The sequence below is a fragment of the Streptomyces canarius genome (assembly GCF_014650735.1).
Lineage (GTDB): Bacteria > Actinomycetota > Actinomycetes > Streptomycetales > Streptomycetaceae > Streptomyces > Streptomyces olivaceoviridis.
Genome location: NZ_BMVN01000002.1, coordinates 198,340 through 217,244, shown reverse-complemented (window position 1 = coordinate 217,244; position 18,905 = coordinate 198,340). Strand labels below are relative to the sequence as shown.

18 protein-coding genes and 1 pseudogene are annotated in these 18,905 nt (G+C 71.1%); 14 read left to right on the top strand and 5 right to left on the bottom strand.

Annotated elements, in window-relative coordinates; all coding sequences use genetic code 11:
• Positions 1 to 11: 11 nt before the first annotated feature.
• Positions 12 to 452: pseudogene (locus IE294_RS03450) on the bottom strand (hypothetical protein); the annotation flags it as partial.
• A gap of 171 nt (positions 453 to 623) precedes the next feature.
• Here IE294_RS03450 and IE294_RS03445 point away from each other — a divergent pair.
• The 5 genes from IE294_RS03445 to IE294_RS03425 all read left to right on the top strand — a co-directional run bounded on the left by IE294_RS03445 (position 624) and on the right by IE294_RS03425 (position 6,583).
• A complete protein-coding gene (locus IE294_RS03445) occupies positions 624 to 1,817 on the top strand; it encodes an argininosuccinate synthase (RefSeq protein WP_189882135.1) in 1,194 nt (397 codons plus the stop codon).
• Positions 1,818 to 1,931: 114 nt separating this feature from the next.
• On the top strand, positions 1,932 to 3,365 hold the full coding sequence (gene argH / locus IE294_RS03440; protein ID WP_189882133.1) for an argininosuccinate lyase: 1,434 nt from the start codon (positions 1,932 to 1,934) through the stop codon (positions 3,363 to 3,365).
• Between the two features lie 91 nt (positions 3,366 to 3,456).
• Positions 3,457 to 4,428: an aldo/keto reductase gene (locus IE294_RS03435; RefSeq protein ID WP_189882131.1), complete on the top strand. Its 972-nt coding sequence runs from the start codon at positions 3,457 to 3,459 to the stop codon at positions 4,426 to 4,428.
• Between the two features lie 83 nt (positions 4,429 to 4,511).
• The gene (locus tag IE294_RS03430; RefSeq protein WP_014671601.1) at positions 4,512 to 5,063 is read left to right on the top strand and encodes a TetR/AcrR family transcriptional regulator; all 552 of its coding nucleotides are present in this window, start codon (positions 4,512 to 4,514) and stop codon (positions 5,061 to 5,063) included.
• Complete coding sequence (locus IE294_RS03425; RefSeq protein WP_189882129.1) at positions 5,060 to 6,583, top strand: MFS transporter; 1,524 nt, start codon at positions 5,060 to 5,062, stop codon at positions 6,581 to 6,583. Before IE294_RS03430 ends, IE294_RS03425 begins: the two co-directional genes overlap by 4 nt.
• 23 nt (positions 6,584 to 6,606) lie before the next feature.
• Here the strand turns inward: IE294_RS03425 and IE294_RS03420 are convergent, their stop codons facing one another.
• Positions 6,607 to 8,244, bottom strand: a complete 1,638-nt coding sequence (locus IE294_RS03420; protein ID WP_189882127.1) for a multicopper oxidase family protein — start codon at positions 8,242 to 8,244, stop codon at positions 6,607 to 6,609.
• A 144-nt stretch (positions 8,245 to 8,388) separates the two neighbouring features.
• Positions 8,389 to 9,078, bottom strand: coding sequence for a lysophospholipid acyltransferase family protein (locus IE294_RS03415; RefSeq protein ID WP_189882125.1), 690 nt, complete (start codon positions 9,076 to 9,078; stop codon positions 8,389 to 8,391).
• 328 nt (positions 9,079 to 9,406) lie between these two features.
• Between IE294_RS03415 and IE294_RS03410 the strand changes: the two genes are divergently transcribed.
• From IE294_RS03410 to IE294_RS03400, 3 genes are all read left to right on the top strand, one after another.
• Positions 9,407 to 10,582 carry a glycerophosphodiester phosphodiesterase gene (locus IE294_RS03410; protein ID WP_189882122.1) on the top strand — a complete coding sequence of 392 codons (1,176 nt, stop codon included), beginning with the start codon at positions 9,407 to 9,409 and terminating at the stop codon, positions 10,580 to 10,582.
• Positions 10,583 to 10,704: 122 nt separating this feature from the next.
• Positions 10,705 to 11,211: a sigma-70 family RNA polymerase sigma factor gene (locus IE294_RS03405; RefSeq protein WP_189882120.1), complete on the top strand. Its 507-nt coding sequence runs from the start codon at positions 10,705 to 10,707 to the stop codon at positions 11,209 to 11,211.
• Between the two features lie 45 nt (positions 11,212 to 11,256).
• Entirely contained in the window at positions 11,257 to 11,754 is a 498-nt protein-coding gene (locus tag IE294_RS03400) for a GNAT family N-acetyltransferase (RefSeq protein ID WP_189882533.1), read from the top strand.
• Between the two features lie 27 nt (positions 11,755 to 11,781).
• Here IE294_RS03400 and IE294_RS03395 read toward each other — a convergent pair whose 3' ends face one another.
• On the bottom strand, positions 11,782 to 12,201 hold the full coding sequence (locus IE294_RS03395) for a hypothetical protein (protein WP_189882119.1): 420 nt from the start codon (positions 12,199 to 12,201) through the stop codon (positions 11,782 to 11,784).
• A 1-nt stretch (position 12,202) separates the two neighbouring features.
• Positions 12,203 to 12,562, bottom strand: a complete 360-nt coding sequence (locus IE294_RS03390; RefSeq protein ID WP_014671592.1) for a hypothetical protein — start codon at positions 12,560 to 12,562, stop codon at positions 12,203 to 12,205.
• A 537-nt stretch (positions 12,563 to 13,099) separates the two neighbouring features.
• Here IE294_RS03390 and IE294_RS03385 point away from each other — a divergent pair.
• From IE294_RS03385 to cbiE, 6 genes are all read left to right on the top strand, one after another.
• Positions 13,100 to 14,134 carry a methionine ABC transporter ATP-binding protein gene (locus IE294_RS03385; RefSeq protein ID WP_189882117.1) on the top strand — a complete coding sequence of 345 codons (1,035 nt, stop codon included), beginning with the start codon at positions 13,100 to 13,102 and terminating at the stop codon, positions 14,132 to 14,134.
• Entirely contained in the window at positions 14,131 to 14,868 is a 738-nt protein-coding gene (locus IE294_RS03380; RefSeq protein ID WP_014671590.1) for a methionine ABC transporter permease, read from the top strand. The genes IE294_RS03385 and IE294_RS03380 overlap by 4 nt, the downstream gene beginning before the upstream one ends.
• 107 nt (positions 14,869 to 14,975) lie before the next feature.
• Positions 14,976 to 15,806: a MetQ/NlpA family ABC transporter substrate-binding protein gene (locus IE294_RS03375; protein WP_189882115.1), complete on the top strand. Its 831-nt coding sequence runs from the start codon at positions 14,976 to 14,978 to the stop codon at positions 15,804 to 15,806.
• A 20-nt stretch (positions 15,807 to 15,826) separates the two neighbouring features.
• Entirely contained in the window at positions 15,827 to 16,648 is an 822-nt protein-coding gene (locus IE294_RS03370; RefSeq protein WP_189882113.1) for a MetQ/NlpA family ABC transporter substrate-binding protein, read from the top strand.
• Between the two features lie 161 nt (positions 16,649 to 16,809).
• Positions 16,810 to 17,448 (top strand): GNAT family N-acetyltransferase, encoded by a 639-nt coding sequence (locus tag IE294_RS03365; protein WP_189882111.1) that lies wholly within the window; start codon positions 16,810 to 16,812, stop codon positions 17,446 to 17,448.
• A gap of 92 nt (positions 17,449 to 17,540) precedes the next feature.
• Positions 17,541 to 18,770 (top strand): precorrin-6y C5,15-methyltransferase (decarboxylating) subunit CbiE, encoded by a 1,230-nt coding sequence (cbiE, locus tag IE294_RS03360; RefSeq protein ID WP_189882109.1) that lies wholly within the window; start codon positions 17,541 to 17,543, stop codon positions 18,768 to 18,770.
• Positions 18,771 to 18,905: the final 135 nt, after the last annotated feature.

Sequence of the window (18,905 nt, the reverse complement as noted above, 5' to 3'; positions counted from 1 at the left end):
CCTCACCGGGTGAGGGTGCAGGCGGCCAGGGAGTCCAGCCCCGTCGGCCTGGCGGAGGTGCGGCCGATGGCGATGGCGATGCGGTCGATGGTCGAGGCGCGCTTGTCCTTCAGGGGGCCGAGGATCGCGTTGTCGACGAAGTTGGGTCCGCCCTGGCCGGCGGTGGTGGCCAGCCGGGTGTTCGCCTCCTTGATCTGGGTCTGGAGGAGGGTGAGGTTCCGGTCGACCTCGGCCCGCGCGGACGCGGGGACGGCGGGCAGCTTCGAGGCGACGTCCGGGCAGGTGATCGTGCCGGGACTCGCCAGGGTGCGGGCACCGGTCGCACTGTCGTTCCCGGCGGGGGTGCCGGCGAGGGCGGAGCCGGCGATCACCGCGCCGGAGAGCACCACCGCGGCGGCGCCGCCGATGACCGCCACGCGACGCTTGCCGTACTTCGGAAGAGCCCTGGACATGCGAATGCCTCACTCGGGTCGGGAGGGTCGCCGTCGGACGAACGCGGCGCCTGCGTTCGGCGGGGAGTACGAGAAAGCGGTTGCGCACGTTCAACCCCAAGGGAGATTGACGAATCATGCAGAGTTCTGCATACTCATGCATGTCAGCGAATGCACTGTGAGGAGAAACCCGTGACCGAGCGCGTCGTACTCGCCTACTCAGGCGGTCTGGACACCTCCGTCGCCATCGGCTGGATCGCCGAGGAGACGGGCGCCGAGGTCATCGCCGTTGCGGTCGACGTCGGCCAGGGCGGCGAGGACCTGGACGTCATCCGCAAGCGCGCCCTCGCGTGCGGCGCCGTGGAGGCCGAGGTCGCGGACGCCAAGGACGAGTTCGCCGAGGAGTACTGCCTCCCGGCGATCAAGGCCAACGCCCTCTACATGGACCGCTACCCGCTGGTCTCCGCGCTGTCCCGGCCGACGATCGTCAAGCACCTCGTCGCCGCCGCCAAGAAGCACGGCGCCACCACGGTCGCCCACGGCTGCACCGGCAAGGGCAACGACCAGGTCCGCTTCGAGGCCGGCATCGTCGCCCTCGCCCCCGACCTCAAGTGCATCGCCCCGGTCCGTGACTACGCCATGACCCGGGACAAGGCGATCGCCTTCTGCGAGGAGAAGCAGCTCCCGATCGCCACCACCAAGAAGTCCCCGTACTCCATCGACCAGAACGTCTTCGGGCGCGCGGTCGAGACGGGCTTCCTGGAGGACATCTGGAACGCCCCGATCGAGGACATCTACGAGTACACCTCCAACCCGGCCGTCCCGCGCGAGGCCGACGAGGTGGTCATCAGCTTCAAGGAGGGCGTCCCGGTCGCCATCGACGGCAAGCCCGTCACCGTCCTCCAGGCCGTCCAGCAGCTCAACGAGCGCGCCGGCGCCCAGGGCATCGGCCGGATCGACATGGTCGAGGACCGCCTCGTCGGCATCAAGTCCCGCGAGGTGTACGAGGCTCCGGGCGCGATCGCCCTGATCACCGCCCACCAGGAGCTGGAGAACGTCACCGTCGAGCGCGAGCTCGCCCGCTACAAGCGGCAGGTCGAGCAGCGCTGGGGCGAACTGGTCTACGACGGCCAGTGGTTCTCCCCGCTCAAGCGCGCCCTGGACGGCTTCATCAACGAGGCGAACCAGCACGTCACGGGCGACATCCGGATGACCCTGCACGGCGGCCGTGCCGTCGTCACCGGCCGGCGCTCGACGGAGTCCCTGTACGACTTCAACCTCGCCACCTACGACACCGGCGACACCTTCGACCAGTCGGCGGCCAAGGGCTTCATCGACATCTACAGCCTGTCGTCGAAGATCGCGGCCAAGCGGGACCTGGCGTAACCGCGACCGGTCACACGCACGGGTTCACCTCACACGCATCAGCCTGACAGCCGCCTCCTCGCCTGGAAAGGTGGGGAGGCGGTGGCACACCTAGAGCTTCGAGGAGCAACGCAAGTGAGCAGCAACAGCGGTGACGTACGGCTCTGGGGCGGCCGTTTCGCCGACGGTCCGGCCGAGGCCCTGGCGAAACTGTCCGCGTCCGTCCACTTCGACTGGCGGCTCGCCCCCTACGACATCGCCGGCTCGCGTGCCCACGCGCGCGTGCTGCACACGGCCGGACTCCTCACCGACGACGAGCTCCAGCGCATGCTCGCCGGACTCGACCGGCTGGAAGCCGACGTGGCCGCCGGCACCTTCGTCGGCACGATCGCCGACGAGGACGTGCACACCGCCCTGGAGCGCGGCCTCCTGGAGCGCCTCGGCCCCGACCTCGGCGGCAAGCTCCGTGCCGGCCGGTCCCGCAACGACCAGGTCGCCACCCTCTTCCGGATGTACCTGCGCGACCACGCCCGGATCATCGGCGGCCTGATCGCCGACCTCCAGGACGCCCTGATCGGCCTCGCCGAGGCCCACCCCGACGTGGCGATGCCCGGCCGCACCCACCTCCAGCACGCCCAGCCGGTGCTCTTCGCCCACCACGTCCTGGCCCACGTCCAGTCCCTCACCCGGGACGCCGAGCGGCTGCGCCAGTGGGACGAGCGGACGGCCGTGTCGCCGTACGGCTCCGGCGCGCTCGCCGGCTCCTCCCTGGGCCTGGACCCGGAGGCGGTCGCGCGCGACCTCGGCTTCGAGCACGGCAGCGCCGCCAACTCCATCGACGGCACGGCCTCCCGGGACTTCGTCGCCGAGTTCGCCTTCATCACCGCGATGATCGGCGTGAACCTCTCCCGGATCGCCGAGGAGATCATCATCTGGAACACGAAGGAGTTCTCCTTCGTCACGCTGCACGACGCGTTCTCCACGGGCTCGTCGATCATGCCGCAGAAGAAGAACCCGGACATCGCCGAGCTGGCCCGGGGCAAGTCCGGCCGTCTGATCGGCAACCTCACCGGGCTCCTGGCCACCCTCAAGGCCCTGCCGCTCGCCTACAACCGCGACCTCCAGGAGGACAAGGAGCCGGTCTTCGACTCCTGCGACCAGCTGGAGGTGCTGCTCCCCGCCTTCACCGGCATGGTCGCCACCCTCACCGTCCACCGCGAGCGCATGGAGGAACTGGCCCCGGCCGGCTTCTCCCTCGCCACCGACATCGCCGAGTGGCTGGTCAAGCAGGGCGTGCCGTTCCGCGTCGCGCACGAGGTCGCGGGGGAGTGCGTCAAGGTCGCCGAGGCGGAGGGCAAGGAGCTGGACGGCCTCACGGACGAGCAGTTCGCGAAGATCTCCGCGCACCTCACTCCGGAGGTCCGCTCCGTCCTCAACGTCCCGGGCGCCCTCGCCTCCCGCAACGGGCGTGGCGGTACGGCCCCCAGCGCGGTGGCCGTCCAGCTCGCGGAGGTGAAGGCGGACGTGGCGCGTCAGCACCAGTGGGCGGAGGCGAAGAAGCAGGGCTGAGGGCAGCGCCCCGCACCTCCACCGCGATCACCGGGGCGTCGCGGGTTACGTTGGTCGCGAGCCTCACCGAGCCGACCGAACGGAGCCCGCGATGCCCTTCGCGCGACTGGCCGCAGCCACGACCCCCACCTGCCACATCGGACTCGGCCTGGCCGCAGTGGGCCGCCCCGGCTACATCAACCTCGGCCGCGACGAAGACCTCGGGGAGGACCGCAGCGTCGAAGCACTGCGCACCCGGACCCACGAACTCCTCGACGCCGCCTACGCCCAGGGCGTCCGCTACTTCGACGCCGCCCGCTCCTACGGCCGCTCCGAGGAGTTCCTCGCCGACTGGCTCGGCGCCCGCCCCGAGGTCGACGACGTGGTCGTCGGCAGCAAGTGGGGCTACATCTACACGGCCGGCTGGTCCACCGACGCGGAGCGGCACGAGGTCAAGGACCACAGCCTCGCCACCTACGAACGGCAGCGCGCCGAGACCGACGCCCTTCTCGGCGACCGGCTCGACCTCTACCAGATCCACTCGGTGACCCCGGACAGCCCGGCCCTCACCGACAAGGACCTGCACGCCAGGCTGGCGGAAGCCGCCGCGCAGGGCCTCACCGTCGGCTTCTCCACCAGCGGCCCCGCCCAGGCCGACGCCATCCGCGCCGCCCTCGCGGTCACGGTCGACGGCGAGCCCCTCTTCCGTACCGTGCAGTCGACCTACAACGCCCTGGAGGCGTCGGCCGGTCCCGCCCTCGCCGAGGCGCACGACGCCGGGCTCACCGTGATCGTCAAGGAGGGCATGGCGAACGGCCGGCTGGCCGGGCCGCACGCCCCGGACGCGCTGGAGGCCGTGGCCGACGCGACCGGAATGGGCTGTGACGCGGTCGCCCTCGCCTGGATCCTGCGCCGGCCCTGGGCCGGAGTCGTCCTCTCCGGTGCCGCGACCGTCCCGCAGCTCGTCTCCAACCTCCACGCCCCCGCCGTCGACCTCGACGAGGACCAGCTGACCCGCCTCGACACGCTGGCGGAGGACCCGGGCGCCTACTGGGAGCGGCGCGGACAGCTTCCCTGGCACTGACGCACACCGTTGTGGCACGACATCCATGAGGCAGCCGCGCCTACCGTGAGACACGAATGTCTCACATGGGCTACTCTTGTCTCATGGCCCTCGATCGTGACCACGTGCTGCGCAGCGCCGCCGCCCTGCTGACCCGCAAATCCACCGCGACCATGGACGAGGTCGCCAAGGCCGCGGGGATCAGCCGGGCCACGCTGCACCGCCACTTCGCCGGCCGGGACGCGCTCGTCCGGGCGCTGGAGCAGCTCGGCATCGCGGAGTGCGAGGGGGCGCTGGACCGGGCCCGGCCGGAGGAGGGATCCGCCGCCGAGGCCGTCCGCAGGCTCGTCCGCGAGATCCAGCCGGCCGCCGGACTGCTCGCCTTCCTCTACGGCGAGAACCAGCTGTGGGAGGGCGACCGGCAGAACGAGGGCTGGCAGCGCCTGGACGCCCGGATGGGCGCCCTGTTCCAGCGCGGACAGCGCGACGGCGAGTTCCGCATCGACCTCAGCCCGGTCTGGCTCACGGAGGCGCTGTACGGACTGATCGCCTCCTGCGCCTGGGCCACCCTGGACGGCCGCGTGGCCTCCCGGGACTTCCCGACCATGATCGCCGAGTTGTTGCTCGGCGGCGCTCTGCGAAGAGAGGAATCATGACCAGCACCGTGCAGCCGGCACAGGCGACCGGGGCGGTGAAGCGCCCGGGCCGCTGGCTCGCGCTCTCGGTCCTCGTCCTGGCCGTGCTGCTGGTGGCCGTCGACGCCACCGTCCTCGGCCTGGCGACCCCCTACATCAGCGAAGACCTGAACCCCTCCGGCACCCAGCTGCTGTGGATCGGCGACGTCTACTCCTTCGTCATCGCCGGTCTGCTTGTCTCCATGGGCAGCCTCGGTGACCGCATCGGCCGCAAGCGGATCCTGCTGGTCGGGGCCACGGCGTTCGGCGCGCTGTCCGTACTCAACGCCTACGCGACGACACCCGAACTGATGATCCTGGCCCGGGCGCTGCTCGGCGTCGCCGGCGCGACCCTGATGCCCGCCACCCTGGCCCTGATTCGCAACATCTTCCACGACCCGCGCGAGCGCAGCCTGGCCGTCGGCATCTGGGGCGCCACCGCCTCCGCCGGTACGGCCGTCGGCCCGATCGTCGGCGGATTCCTCCTGGAACACTTCTGGTGGGGCTCGGTCTTCCTGATCAACCTGCCGGTGATGGCGGTCCTGGTCCTGGTCGGCATCCGCACCCTGCCCGAGTCCCGCAACCCGAACCCGGGCCCCTGGGACCTGAGCAGCGTCCTGCTCTCGCTGGTCGGCATGATCGCCCTGGTCTACGCGGTCAAGGAGGCCGCCACCCACGGCCTGACCCGGACGACCCTCGGCACCGGCCTGCTGGGCGCGGCGGCCCTGTACGGCTTCGTCCACCGTCAGCTCACCATGCCGGTCCCGCTGCTGGACATGCGGCTCTTCAGACGCCGTGGCTTCAGCGGGGCGGTCCTCGCCGACCTGCTGACCGTCCTCGGCATGTCGGGCCTGGTGTTCTTCCTCTCCCAGTACCTGCAACTCGTCCAGGGCCGACGCCCGTTCGAGGCGGGCCTGGCCGAACTGCCCGCCGCGGTGGGCGCGGTGACGGCCGGTCTGGTAGCGGGTCGGGCCGCCCGGCGCTTCTCGGTCCGCGCGGTGGTTTCCGGCGGCCTGGCCGCGGTCGGCGTCGCCCTGGCCGCGCTGACGACGCTCGGCGAGTCCACCGGCTACCCGGCCCTCGGTGCCGCCCTGCTGGTCGTGGGCGTCGGTGCGGGCTTCTCCTTCACGGTGACCGCCGACGTCATCCTCTCCAGCGTCCCCAGGGACCAGGCGGGCGCGGCCTCGGCGGTGTCCGAGACGGCGTACGAACTGGGTGCCGCCCTGGGCATCGCCCTGCTGGGCTCCATCGTGACCGGCGTCTACCGCGGCTTCACGGGCCCGTCCGGCACCCCGGCCGGCGCCCACGAGTCCCTGGGCGCGGCGGTGCAGGCGGCGGCGCACCTGTCCCCGTCCCGGGCGGAGGCCCTTCTGGACGCGGCCCGGGAGAGCTTCGTCCACGGCCTCCACCTGGCCTCCGGAGCAGGAGCGGCAGTCCTCCTGACGGCGTCGGCGGCGGCCTGGTTCCTGCTGAAGGACCAGAGGCTGGAAGGCGCCGGGTGAGATGGTCCATGACCACCCCCACGTCACTTCTTGTAACCCAGCACCGTCATCATGCCGCTCTCCGAGTGGTACTGGTTGTGACAGTGCAGCATCCACAACCCGGGGTTGTCGGCGTCGAAGTCGAGCACCAGCTTCCGGTGCGGCAGCACCAGCGCGGTGTCCTTGCGCGCCCCCACGGAATCCAGCCCCGTCAGCGAGAACGTGTGCCCGTGCAGGTGCATCGGGTGCCACATGCCCGTGGCGTTGATGAGGGTGAGCCGCACCCGCTCACCGGCGCGGACCGGGTGGCGCTGCTGCGGGGAGTAGGGCTTGTGGTCGAACCCCCAGTCGAACTTCTGCATGGTGCCGGTGATCCTGATGCGGATCTCCCGGTCGGGGTCCCGGTCGGTGAGGGCCACGGAGTCGGCGGGCAGGAGACGGCGCGCGGGGACGGTGTTGCCGTCGAGTTCGTCCGGGTGGACGTCGGCCGGGGGAAGGTTCTTGCTCCCCTTGCCGGTGCGCAGGACGGCGACGGCCCTGCCCTTCTTGCCCTCGGGCAGGGCGACCAGGGGGAAGACCCCGTCCCGGGCGGTGATCAGCACGTCGTACCGCTCCGCCATGCCGATGAGGAGCGCGTCGGTCCTCTTGTGCTTCACGGGATAGCCGTCGGTGTGGGTGACGGTCATCGTGTGGTCGCCCAGCGCGACCCGGAAGGCGGTCTCCGAACCGGCGTTGATGATGCGCAGCCGCACCCGGTCGCCGGGGCGGCAGCGGAACACCGACGGATTGTCGGGCAGGCGCCCGTTGACCAGGTAGTACGGGTAGGCGACGCTGCCGCCCTCCCCGTGCAGCATGCGGCTGTGGGAGTTGTGCAGCACCCGGTTGGGGCCCGTGGACTTCCGCGCGGACTTCTTGGCCCCCGACGGGTGCGCGTCCGGTCCGTGGGCGCCCGTGCCGTCGTGGCCGGGGCCCATGGCCATGCCCCCCATGTCCATGGGGCCGCCGGGCTTGAGCTGGCCCAGGACGTCCTCGGGTGTGGAGCCCTGCACGCCGTCGAGCCAGTCGTCCAGGACGACGACCCACTCCTTGTCGTAGGAGAGGGGCTCCTTGGGGTCGTCGACGATGAGCGGCGCGTACAGGGCCCGGTCGGGCTGCATGCCCACGTGGGAGTGGAGCAGGTAGGTGCCCGGGTGCTCGGCGACGAAGCGGTAGCGGAAGTCCGCCCCGGGGTGGATGGCCCGCTGCGTGAGGTCGGGCACGCCGTCCATGTCGCAGCGCAGCCGCACCCCGTGGGAGTGCAGCGTGGTCGTGGCGGGCAGCCGGTTGGTGAGCGTCAGGTCGAGCACGTCACCGGCCGTGACCCGCACCAGCGGGCCGGGCACCTCCTCGTTGTACGCCCACGTGCGGACCGATCGCCCGCCCAGGTCGAGTCTGGCCTCGGCGGAGGTGAAGCTGAAGACGCGTTCGCGGCCGGGCCCGCGTCTGCGCTCGGCGGCCAGGACTTCCGGATCCGACGGGTTGACGTACCCCCGGGGTCCGGCCGGGACGAACTTCTCCCCGCCGTTCGAGTGTTGGGGGCCGGAACTGGGCTCGAAACCGGAGCTGGTGCAGGCTGCCAGGAATCCCGCGCCGGCGACGGCGACCGGGGTACGGAGCAGAGTACGCCGAGAAGGTTTGGACATGTCTGAATCAGACATGTTGTGTGGTCATATGGCCGTCTGATACGGCCGAATGCCCGATGTGTCGGCGGCAGATTCCACCGGCAGGCGGACGGCGGCCGACACAACACCGGCCCGCCGAGGGGTCCGGAGACCGCCCGACCGGACCTAGGCGACCTTCGCCTTCGTGGCGTACATGTCCACGTACTCCTGCCCGGACAGCCGCATCACCTCGGTCATCACCGAGTCCGTCACCGCCCGCAGCACGTACCGGTCCCGGTCCATGCCGTCGTACCGCGAGAACTCCATGGGCTCGCCGAACCGGACGGTGACCCGGCCGGGCCGCGGGATGCCCCGGCCCCCCGGCTGGAGCTTGTCCGTGCCGATCATGGCGAACGGCACCACCGGTGCGCCGGTCATCAGGGTGAGGCGGGCGATACCGGTGCGGCCCCGGTACAGGCGCCCGTCGGGCGACCGCGTGCCCTCCGGGTAGATCCCGAAGATCCTGCCCTCCTCCAGGATGCGCCGTCCGGTCATCAGCGCGGCCACCCCGCCGCTCGCCCCGTCCCGGTCCACCGGGATCATGCCGACGCCGGTGAAGAACCAGGCCATCAGCCGGCCCTTGACGCCCTTGCCGGTGACGTACTCGTCCTTGCCGATGAAGAACACCTGCCGCTTGCTGACCAGCGGCAGCACCATCGAGTCGATGAACGTGAGGTGATTACCGGCCAGAATCACCGGACCGTCGCCGGGGATGTTCTCCACGCCCTCCACCTGTGGGCGGAACATCAGGCGCATGATCGGTCCGAGCACTGCCTTGATGAGCGCGAAGCGGGACAACGGGTCCTCCGATGTCAAAGGGGGCGATATGAGTCTGTGCAGGTGAGGACATTACTCGCGGCGCCGGGCCGCGCGCACATCGGGGACGACCGGTTCACCGAGGTCTTACGAAGTGTTGACGCGCATTTACCTGCGGTGGCGCGCGCAGGACGGCGTGTAACCGCCTTGCGCCGATGTGACGGACATCGCGCCGGACGGGGGCCGCCGCCTCCGACGACTCGTCACCTTCCGCCGTTCGCAGGACATCCGACAGCACCCGGGTGTTCTGACCGGGGCCTCCCTCTCGTCATGTGCGCGCCCCTACGATCGGGCCGCACCGATGGACGAAAGCGGCAGGAGGGCGCTCATGGACGGCGACCAGGCGAACGGGCAGACGCAGGGAACGGGACGGCGGGCGCTCCTCGGCGCCGCGGTGCTCGGCGCGGGCGGAGCGGTCCTCGGACTGTCCGGCACCGCCCGGGCCGCCGAGTCCCGCACGGCCGGACACGGTGGCCGCGGGCTGAAGAGCCTGCCGGTGCCGACGATCATCGGCCACCGGGGCGCCAGCGGCTACCGCCCCGAACACACCTTCGGCTCGTACGAGCTGGCCCTGGACCTGGGTGCCGACGTGGTCGAGGCGGGCGACCTCGTGCCCACCAAGGACGGTCACCTGGTCTGCCGGCACGAGCCGGAGATCGGCGGCACGACGGACGTCGCCTCCCACCCGGAGTTCGCCGACCGCAGGACCACCAAGGTGCTCGACGGGGTCCCCACCACCGGCTGGTTCACCGAGGACTTCACGCTCGCCGAGCTGAAGACGCTGCGCGCCGTCGAGCGCATCCCGGCCAACCGGCCGCACAACACCCTCTACGACGGCCGCTGGGGGATCCCCACCTTCGAAGAGGTCCTGCGGTGGCAGGACGAGCAGACCCGCAAGCGCGGCAGGCAGGTCTGGATCTACCCGGAGACCAAGCACCCCACCTACTTCCGCAAGCTGGGCCTCGGCCTGGAGGAGCGGGTGGCCAAACTGCTGCACAAGTACGGCAAGGACGGCCGCAACTCCCCGGTCATCCTCCAGTCCTTCGAGCCGACCAGCATCCAGCGGCTGAACCGGCTGGTCGACAACCCGCTCGTCGTCCTGCTCTCCTCGGCGAACAGCCGCCCGTACGACTTCGTCGAGGCGAACGACCCGCGTACGGTCGCCGACCTCGTCACGCCCAAGGGCCTGCGCGAGATCGCCGGTTACGCCCAGGGCATCGGCCCGACCCTGGACCTGGTCATCCCGAGGAAGGCGGACGGCACCCTGGCCGAGCCGACCACGCTGGTCTCCGACGCGCACAAGGTCGGCCTGGTCCTGCACCCCTACACCATGCGGAACGAGAACCCCTTCCTGCCGGCCGAGTACCGCAAGGGCACCGCGGCCGACGCCTACGGCGATGTCTTCGGCGCCTTCAAGACGTACTTCGCGACCGGGATCGACGGCGTCTTCACCGACAACGCCGACACCGGACTGCTCGCCCGCGCCGACTTCCTGAAGGACTGACGGCCCCTTCCGGACGCCCGACAGCGGCCCGGCCGTCAACCGCCGCACCGCTCGGCACTCCGTTCGGGCTGACTGTGCACCGCCCCGGCAACCCCCCGCCGGGGCGGCTCGTCGTTCCGCATATGACGCACGACCTGGTGGCCGCCCTGCACCCCCTGCTCACCGCCGAGGCCTCCGCCGAGGCATATGCCGGGGGAGGCGAGCCGGGCGACCTGGAGCAGGCCGTCTGGCTCCGGCTCCTGGAGCGGCTGGAGAGCGACGGGCCACCGCCGGACCCGCACGGCTGGCTGCGCAAGGCGGTCCGCGCCGAGGCCCGCCGCACCCGCCGCACCACCCGCCTGGAACGGCCGTACGGCACCGACCCGGCCGACGACCTCCGCCCCGGACCGGAACACCACGTCCTGGCCACCGCCCGGTACCGCGCGCTGCGCGACGCGGTCCGCCGCCTGCCCGGCCGCTGCCCCCGCCTCATCGAGGCGCTGCTCTCGCCGCAGGACCTCACCTACCGGGAGATCGCGGGGGAGTTGGGTATCTCACAGGGCAGTCTCGGCCCGGAACGTTCCAGATGTCTCGGATGTCTGCGTCGATTGCTCGCGCCGGAGGTTGCGGCGTGCGAAGCGCGGGGATAGGAGTAGGCGACGACAGGTGATCAGGTGAGCGGGAGGCATGCGCACATGGGCATGAGCGTGACCATCTCGGTGGCGACCGAACAGGACGCGGAGCAGATCTTCCGGCTCCAGTACCTGTGCTTCCAGAGCGAGGCGGCGCTGTACGGCAACTACCGCATCGACCCGCTCGTGCAGACCCTGGAATCCGTCCGTCAGGAGGTCGCCTCCGACTGCGTCTTCGTCGCCCGGCTCGGCGACGAGGTGGTCGGCTCGGTGCGCGGCAGGGTCACCGAGGACGGCGCGGCGGCCATCGGCAAGCTCTGCGTCCACCCCCGCCTCCAGGGCCACGGCATCGGCGCGCGGCTGCTGCGCACGGCCGAGGCCGCGCTGGCGGACGAGCGCGGCGCCACCCGCTTCCGCCTCTTCACCGGCCACCGCAGCGAGGGCAACCTCCGCCTGTACCGCCGGTCCGGCTACGAGACGGTCGGCAGGGCCCAGGGCGCCGACGGCGTAGAGATGATCATCCTGGAGAAGCAGGCGGGCGCGTACGCGCAGACGGCGTGAGGGCGGGCGCCCCGGAAGGGGCGCCCCTCAGGCGGCCTCGCGGGCGGACGCCTTCCGCAACCAGTACATCGCGGAGAGCGGCAGGAGCACGGGGATGAAGACGTATCCCATCCCGTACTTCGACCACACCGTCGCATCCGGGAACGCGGACGGCTCGACCAGGGTCCACGTACCGACGATCAGCACGCCCGCGAGCTCCGCCGCACAGCACACCAGCGCCGCCCGGCGAGCCGTCTCCCCGCCGCGCACCAGCGTGTACGTGATGAACCCGTACACCACGCCGGCCACGGCGGACAGCGAGTACGCGAGCGGCGCCCGGTCGAACTCCGTGGAGATCTGGTACGCGGACCGCGACACCGCGCCGACCACCATCACGCCGTAGAACCAGACGAGCAGCATGCCCGGCCCGCTGATCAAGCGGGCCGGCTTCTCCTGCACCGCCGTCACCTCAGCCTCCCCAGATGTCGAAGAGCCGCACTTCCAGCACGGCCAGCACCACACCGCCGGCGGCCACCGTCACGGAGCCCCAGCGGGTCCGCTCGGCCAGCGACATGAAGCCCGCCGCCGGAACGCACGCGAACGCGCCCAGCAGATACGCCACGAAGATCGTCGTGCCCTGCTCCGGCTTCTCGCCCCGCGCCAGCTGCACGATCCCGATGACCAGCTGGACCAGGGCCAGCAGCGACACCACGGCCATGCCGATGAAGTGCCAGTCCTTCGTCGGCTGGTCGCGATAGGCGGCCCAGCCGCACCAGGCGGCGAGCAACAGCGCGGCGACTCCGGTCACCAGCGTCAGGGCATTGAGCATGCCGTGACCTTATTACGGCGGAAACAGCCCATCGCCCCCGCCCCCGCCCCAGGCCCCTTGGGCGCGACCGCCGTGGCATTGGCCACAGCCCACCGCACCGCCGGGCCGGGAGCCGGCTCGCGGTGCGGCCCCCGTCGGCCTTGTCCGCACTGGTGAAGGACGGGGGAGCGCAGGTCACCGCGGGCCCGCGGGCATCCCACCGCCACTGTCCGCCGCTGTCCACCATGCGGACAGCGGCGGCCGGTCAGGACCGTTCGTCTGCTTTACTTCTCGCATGACCACGACGAGCTGCCGCACTCTTGCGACCGAGGCGACCCTGACGCCCGGTGCTCGTTGTATGTGTCGCCTGATGTGTCGAATGTGCGCCTTCTAGAGGGCCCCCGCATCAGCTGAGCCTCGCGCCCCGAAGCGAGACCCGTGGCATGTCCGTGCGCCGTAGGCCGTACGAGACGCACATCCCTTCCTCCATGCCGGAACCGCATGCACCCGTGCCCGGGCACACCCACGCCCGCGCACTCGACAGTGACGGAAACCCACGTGATCACCACCTCGGGCCTGACCAAGGTCTACCGCTCCCGCGGCCGTGAGGTCACCGCCCTCGACGGCGTCGATCTCCACGTCCGCGAAGGCGAGGTCTACGGCGTCATCGGCCAGTCCGGCGCCGGCAAGTCCTCGCTCATCCGCTGCGTCAACCTGCTGGAGCGCCCCACCTCCGGCACCGTGACCGTCGCCGGGCAGGACCTCACCGCACTGGCCGGGCGCGGCCCGCGCGCCGGCCGGGAGCTGCGCCGGGCCCGCACAGGGATCGGCATGGTCTTCCAGCACTTCAACCTGCTGGCCTCGCGGACCGTGCAGGACAACGTCGAACTGCCGCTGGAGATCCTCGGCCACTCCGGCCGGGCCCGCTCCCGCAAGGCGCTGGAGCTGCTCGACCTGGTCGGCCTCGCCGACAAGGCCAGGGCCTACCCCGCCCAGCTCTCCGGCGGCCAGAAGCAGCGCGTCGGCATCGCCCGCGCCCTGGCCGGCGACCCCAAGGTGCTGCTCTCCGACGAGGCCACCAGTGCCCTCGACCCGGAGACCACCCGCTCCATCCTCCAGCTGCTGCGCGACCTGAACCGGCAGCTGGGCCTGACCGTCCTGCTCATCACCCACGAGATGGACGTCGTGAAGTCGGTGTGCGACTCCGCCGCCCTGATGGAGAAGGGCCGGATCGTGGAGTCCGGCACGGTCAGCGAGCTGCTGGCCACCCCGGGCTCGGAGCTGGCCGCCGCGCTGTTCCCCGTCGGCGGCGAGGCCACGGGCACCGACCGGACCGTCCTCGACATCACCTTCCACGGCGAGGCCGCCACCCAGCCCGTCATCTCCCAGCTCTCGCGCACCTACAACATCGACATATCGATCCTCGGCGCCGCCATCGACACCGTCGGCGGCCTCCAGATCGGCCGCATGCGCATCGAACTCCCCGGCCGCTACGAGGACAACGTGGTGCCGGTCGGCTTCCTGCGCGAACAGGGCCTTCAGATCGACGTGGTGGGCCAGGAGGCCCTGCTGGTGAAGGAAGGTGCCAAGTGACCTGGTCCGAGATGCAGCCGCTGCTGTCCCAGGCGTGTTCCGAGACGCTGACGATGGTGCTCTGGTCCACCCTGATCGCCGTCGCGGCCGGCCTCCCGCTCGGCCTCCTCCTCGTCGTCACCGACCGGGGCGGCCTGGTCCAGAACGTCGTCGCCAACAAGGTGGTCGGCCAGGTCGTGAACATCGGCCGGTCCATGCCGTTCATCATCCTGATGGTCGCGCTGATGAGCTTCACCCGCTGGGTCACCGGCACGACCATCGGTACGACCGCCGCGATCGTGCCGCTCGCCATCGGCGGCATCCCGTTCTTCGCCCGCCTGGTCGAGACGGCCGTCCGCGAAGTGGACCACGGCCTGGTCGAGGCCGTGCAGTCCATGGGCGGCAACACCTGGACGATCGTCCGCAAGGTCCTGATCCCCGAGGCCCTGCCCTCGCTGATCGCCTCCACCACGACCACGCTCATCGCCCTCATCGGCTACTCCGCCATGGCCGGCACCGTCGGCGGCGGCGGCCTCGGCGACCTCGCCGTCCGCTACGGCTACCAGCGCTTCGAGACCGAGCTCATGTGGATCACCGTCGCGATCCTCGCCGTCGTCATCTCCCTCATCCAGTTCGCCGGCGACTTCGCGGCCCGCTCCCTGCACAGCCGGGGCGGCCGGTCGGGCCCGGCGCCCAAGCTCCGCCTGCTGAAGGCCAAGGAGCCGGCGGCGGCCGACGTCAGCAAGGTCGCCTGAGCTTCCGCAGAGTTCCCCGTTACCCGACCACCCTCCCTCAACGACGGCGCTTCGCGCCGACAGCCCCTGATCCGGGGTCGCACCACCCTTAAGGAAAGGCACTTTTCGTGCGTAACACCGCCAAGTTCATCACCGCCGTCCTCGCCGCCGGAGCCGTCACCTTCGGGCTCACCGCCTGCGGCTCGGACAAGGACTCCGCCTCCTCCGACTACAGCGGCCCGCTGGTCGTCGCCGCGAGCCCGACCCCGCACGCCGAGATCCTCGACTTCGTCAAGGACAAGCTGGCGAAGAAGGCGGGCCTCGACCTGGAGGTCAAGGAGTTCACCGACTACATCACGCCGAACACGGCGACCGAGGACGGTTCGGTGGACGCCAACTACTTCCAGAACCAGCCGTACCTGGACGACTTCAACAAGAAGCGCGGCACCCACATCGCGCCCGTCGTCACGGTGCACCTGGAGCCGCTCGGCCTGTACTCCCACAAGGTCAAGAAGGCCGACGCCCTCAAGAGCGGTGCGACCATCGCCGTCCCGAACGACGCCGTCAACGAGGCGCGCGCCCTGAAGCTGCTCGCCGCCAACGGGCTCATCACCCTCAAGGACGGCGTCGGCACCGAGGCGACCCCGCAGGACATCACCAAGAACCCCAAGGACCTCAAGTTCAAGGAGGTCGAGGCGGCCCAGACCGCGCGCTCCCTGGACGACGTGGACGCGGCCGTGATCAACGGCAACTACGCCATCTCCGCCGGCATCAAGCCCGCCAAGGACGCCCTGGTCCTGGAGTCCGCGAAGAACAGCCCGTACGGCAACTTCCTCGCGGTCAAGGAGGGCAACCAGAAGGACCCGCGCGTGAAGAAGCTCGCCAAGCTCCTCACCTCGCCCGAGGTCAAGAAGTTCATCGAGGACAAGTACCAGGGCTCGGTCATCCCGTCCTTCTGAGCCGCGAGGGGGCTGAACGCATGCGCGTGTCCGTCATCGCCGTGGCGGCCCTGGCCCTCGGCCTGACCGCCTGCGGCTCCGGCACGGACTCCGGCAAGGGCGGTGGCACGGACGACACCCTCGTCGTCGGCGCCACCGCCGTCCCGGCCGGCGAGGTGCTCACCTACGTCAGGGACCACCTCGCCGCCAAGGCCGGCCTGAAGCTGGAGATCAAGGAGTTCACGGACTACGTCCTGCCGAACACCGCCCTCCAGGAGGGCGAGCTGGACGCGAACCTCTACCAGAACCAGCCCTACCTGGACGACTTCAACACGTCCAAGGGCACCGACCTCGTCTCCGTGGTCAAGCCCTACCTGCCGCCCATGGGCGTCTACTCCCACAAGGTGAAGAAGGTCACCGAGCTCGCCGACGGAGCCACCGTCGCCGTGCCGAACGACGTCACCAACGAGGGCCGCGCCCTGAAGCTGCTGGCCGCGGGCGGCGTCATCGGGCTGAAGGCCGGCGCCGGCACCGACGCGTCCCCCGCGGACGTCACGTCCAACCCCCGGCACCTGGAGTTCCGGGAGCTGGAAGCCGCCCAGCTGCCCCGCTCGCTCGACGACGTGGACGCCGCGGTCATCAACAACAACTACGCCCAGGACGCGGGCCTCAGCCCCACCGGGGACGCGATCCTCCTGGAGTCGGCGAAGGACAACCCCTACGCCAACCTCCTCGCCGTCAAGCGCGGCCACGAGGACGACCCGCGGGTGAAGAAGCTCGCGAAGCTGCTCGTCTCGCCCGAGGTGCGGACGTTCATCCAGGACAAGTACCACGGGTCCGTCCTGCCGGCCACCGGCGGCTGACGGCACGCACACGGCGTTTCGCGACGCACGGGGTCCACTCCCTCACCGGGTGTGGACCCCGTCGTGCGGTTCAGTGGTTCCATGCTGCATGCTGGGCAGTTCAGCAGACCTGACGGTCCTGACGGTCTTTCGAGGAATTTCCGAAGGTTACGGAGCGGCGCATGACGAGCACCTTCCCCAACATCTCCATCAGCACGGAGCGGTTGGTGCTGCGTCCCCTCGACGAGGACGACGTGCCCGCCCTGGCCGACATGATGAACGACGAACAGGTCGTCGCCTGGACCACCGCCCCCCACCCCTACACCGAGGCCGACGCCCACCGGTGGATCACCCGCCTCGCCCCGGACGAACGCACCGAAGGGCGCGGCATAGTCCTCGCCGTCACCGAATTCCTCACCCAGCGGCTCGTCGGCGTCGTGCACCTGAGGAACACGGACTGGCGCGTCCGCTCCAGCCAGATCGCCTACGTCATCGCGCCCTGGGCCCGCGGCGAGGGCTACGCCTCCGAAGCCGTCCTCGCCACCGCGCAGTGGCTCTTCCACGACCAGAAGTTCGAACGGCTCGAACTGCGCACCGCCGCCGGCAACACCGCCTCCCAGCAGGTGGCCCAGAAGATCGGCTGCATCAGCGAGGGCGTCCTGCGCAACGCCTGGACAGCCCGCGCCAGGACCGACGACGGTGCCTGGACCGAGGTGCGCACGGACGTCATCGTCTGGAGCCTGCTCCCGGAGGACCTCGCCGGGGTCACCGAGCAGCCGGCCGACACCGCGGGTTTCACGTCGTACTCGGACTGGAACTGAGCCCCCCCGGGCTGCACCAGGTACTCTCACGGAGCCCGCCCCGGGCTCACTCCCCCCGAAGACCCGCGCAGAACCACTGGAGACTGACGACGATGGCCGACCGGGTCACGGTGATCGGCTGGGACGGCTCGCCACTGACCGACGCGGCACGGGCCGCTCTCGGCGCCGCCACCCTCGTGGCCGGTGCCGCCCACCACCTGGCGCTGCGAGAGGTCCCGCCCACTGCCGAACGCGTCCGCCTCGGCAGCCTCGCCCTGGCCGCCCGCCGCATCGCCGCCCACCGCGGCACCGCCGTCGTGCTCGCCGACGGCGACCCCGGCTTCTTCGGTGTCGTCCGCACCCTGCGCGCCCCGGAGTTCGGCCTGGAGGTCGAGGTCGTCCCCGCCGTCTCCGCCGTCGCCGCCGCCTTCGCCCGCGCCGGCATGCCCTGGGACGACGCCCAGGTCGTCGTCGCCCACCCGCGCACCCTGCGCCGGGCCGTGAACGTCTGCCGCGCCCACACCAAGGTCGCCGTCCTCACCTCGCCGGGCGCCGGCCCCGCCGAACTCGGCCTCCTCCTGGAGGGTGTGCACCGCACCTTCGTCATCTGCGAGGAACTGGGCACCGAACGCGAACAGGTCAGCGTCGTCACCTCCGACAAGGCCGCCGACCACACCTGGCGCGACCCCAACGTCGTCATCGTCATCGGCGGACCGGCCGGCGCGCAGGAGGGCGGCGGCTGGATCACCGGACGCGACCCGGGCACCGGCCCGCGCGGCTGGGTGCAGCCCGACGAGAGCTACGGCGCCGGCCCGGCCGGCGGTCTCGGCGAGGGCGAGACCCAGCTGCTGCGCGCCGCGCAACTCGCCCGCCTCGGGCCCCGCGTCGGCGACCTCGTCTGGGACATCGGCTGCGGCAGCGGCGCGTTCGCCACCGAAGCCGCGCGCGCCGGCGCGGCCGTCATCGCCGTAGACCACGACCCGGCCGCCTGCGCCCGCACCGAGAGCGCCGCGCGCCGCTTCGGAGTCCAGCTCCAGATCGTGCACGGCAGCGCCCCGCACGTCCTCGAAAACCTGCACGAACCGGACGTCGTACGGGTCGGCGGCGGGGGACCGGCCGTCGTCTCCGCGGTCGCCGACCGGCGCCCGCAGCGCATCGTCACGCACGCCGCCACCCGGGACGCCGCCGAACGCGTCGGCCGCGACCTGGCCGAGCACGGATACCGGGTCGAGTGCGCCCTGCTCCAGTCCGTCGAACTCGACACCCGGGCCTGGACCGAGACCGAGCGGAACGTAGCGTTCCTGCTCAGCGGGGAATTGCGGCGGCGCGAAGCGCCTCGTTGAGGGGTGGCGGTCGGGCGACGGGCGGGACTACCGGACCGCGCCCCGTGATCCTGTTGTCGTACCGCGCGCGGTAGGCTGGCCGATCGTTGTACCGCACCGGTGGGCCGAACTTCGTTCACCAATGTCCGGAACGCG

Excerpts from the sequence above, each read along its gene's own strand:
- IE294_RS03435 (WP_189882131.1), top strand. The coding sequence starts at position 3,457 with ATGCCCTTCGCGCGACTGGCCGCAGCCACGACCCCCACCTGCCACATC.
- IE294_RS03430 (WP_014671601.1), top strand. The coding sequence starts at position 4,512 with ATGGCCCTCGATCGTGACCACGTGCTGCGCAGCGCCGCCGCCCTGCTG.
- IE294_RS03425 (WP_189882129.1), top strand. The coding sequence starts at position 5,060 with ATGACCAGCACCGTGCAGCCGGCACAGGCGACCGGGGCGGTGAAGCGC.
- IE294_RS03420 (WP_189882127.1), bottom strand. The coding sequence starts at position 8,244 with ATGTCCAAACCTTCTCGGCGTACTCTGCTCCGTACCCCGGTCGCCGTC.
- IE294_RS03410 (WP_189882122.1), top strand. The coding sequence starts at position 9,407 with ATGGACGGCGACCAGGCGAACGGGCAGACGCAGGGAACGGGACGGCGG.
- IE294_RS03405 (WP_189882120.1), top strand. The coding sequence starts at position 10,705 with ATGACGCACGACCTGGTGGCCGCCCTGCACCCCCTGCTCACCGCCGAG.
- IE294_RS03400 (WP_189882533.1), top strand. The coding sequence starts at position 11,257 with ATGGGCATGAGCGTGACCATCTCGGTGGCGACCGAACAGGACGCGGAG.
- IE294_RS03390 (WP_014671592.1), bottom strand. The coding sequence starts at position 12,562 with ATGCTCAATGCCCTGACGCTGGTGACCGGAGTCGCCGCGCTGTTGCTC.
- IE294_RS03370 (WP_189882113.1), top strand. The coding sequence starts at position 15,827 with ATGCGCGTGTCCGTCATCGCCGTGGCGGCCCTGGCCCTCGGCCTGACC.
- IE294_RS03365 (WP_189882111.1), top strand. The coding sequence starts at position 16,810 with ATGACGAGCACCTTCCCCAACATCTCCATCAGCACGGAGCGGTTGGTG.
- cbiE (WP_189882109.1), top strand. The coding sequence starts at position 17,541 with ATGGCCGACCGGGTCACGGTGATCGGCTGGGACGGCTCGCCACTGACC.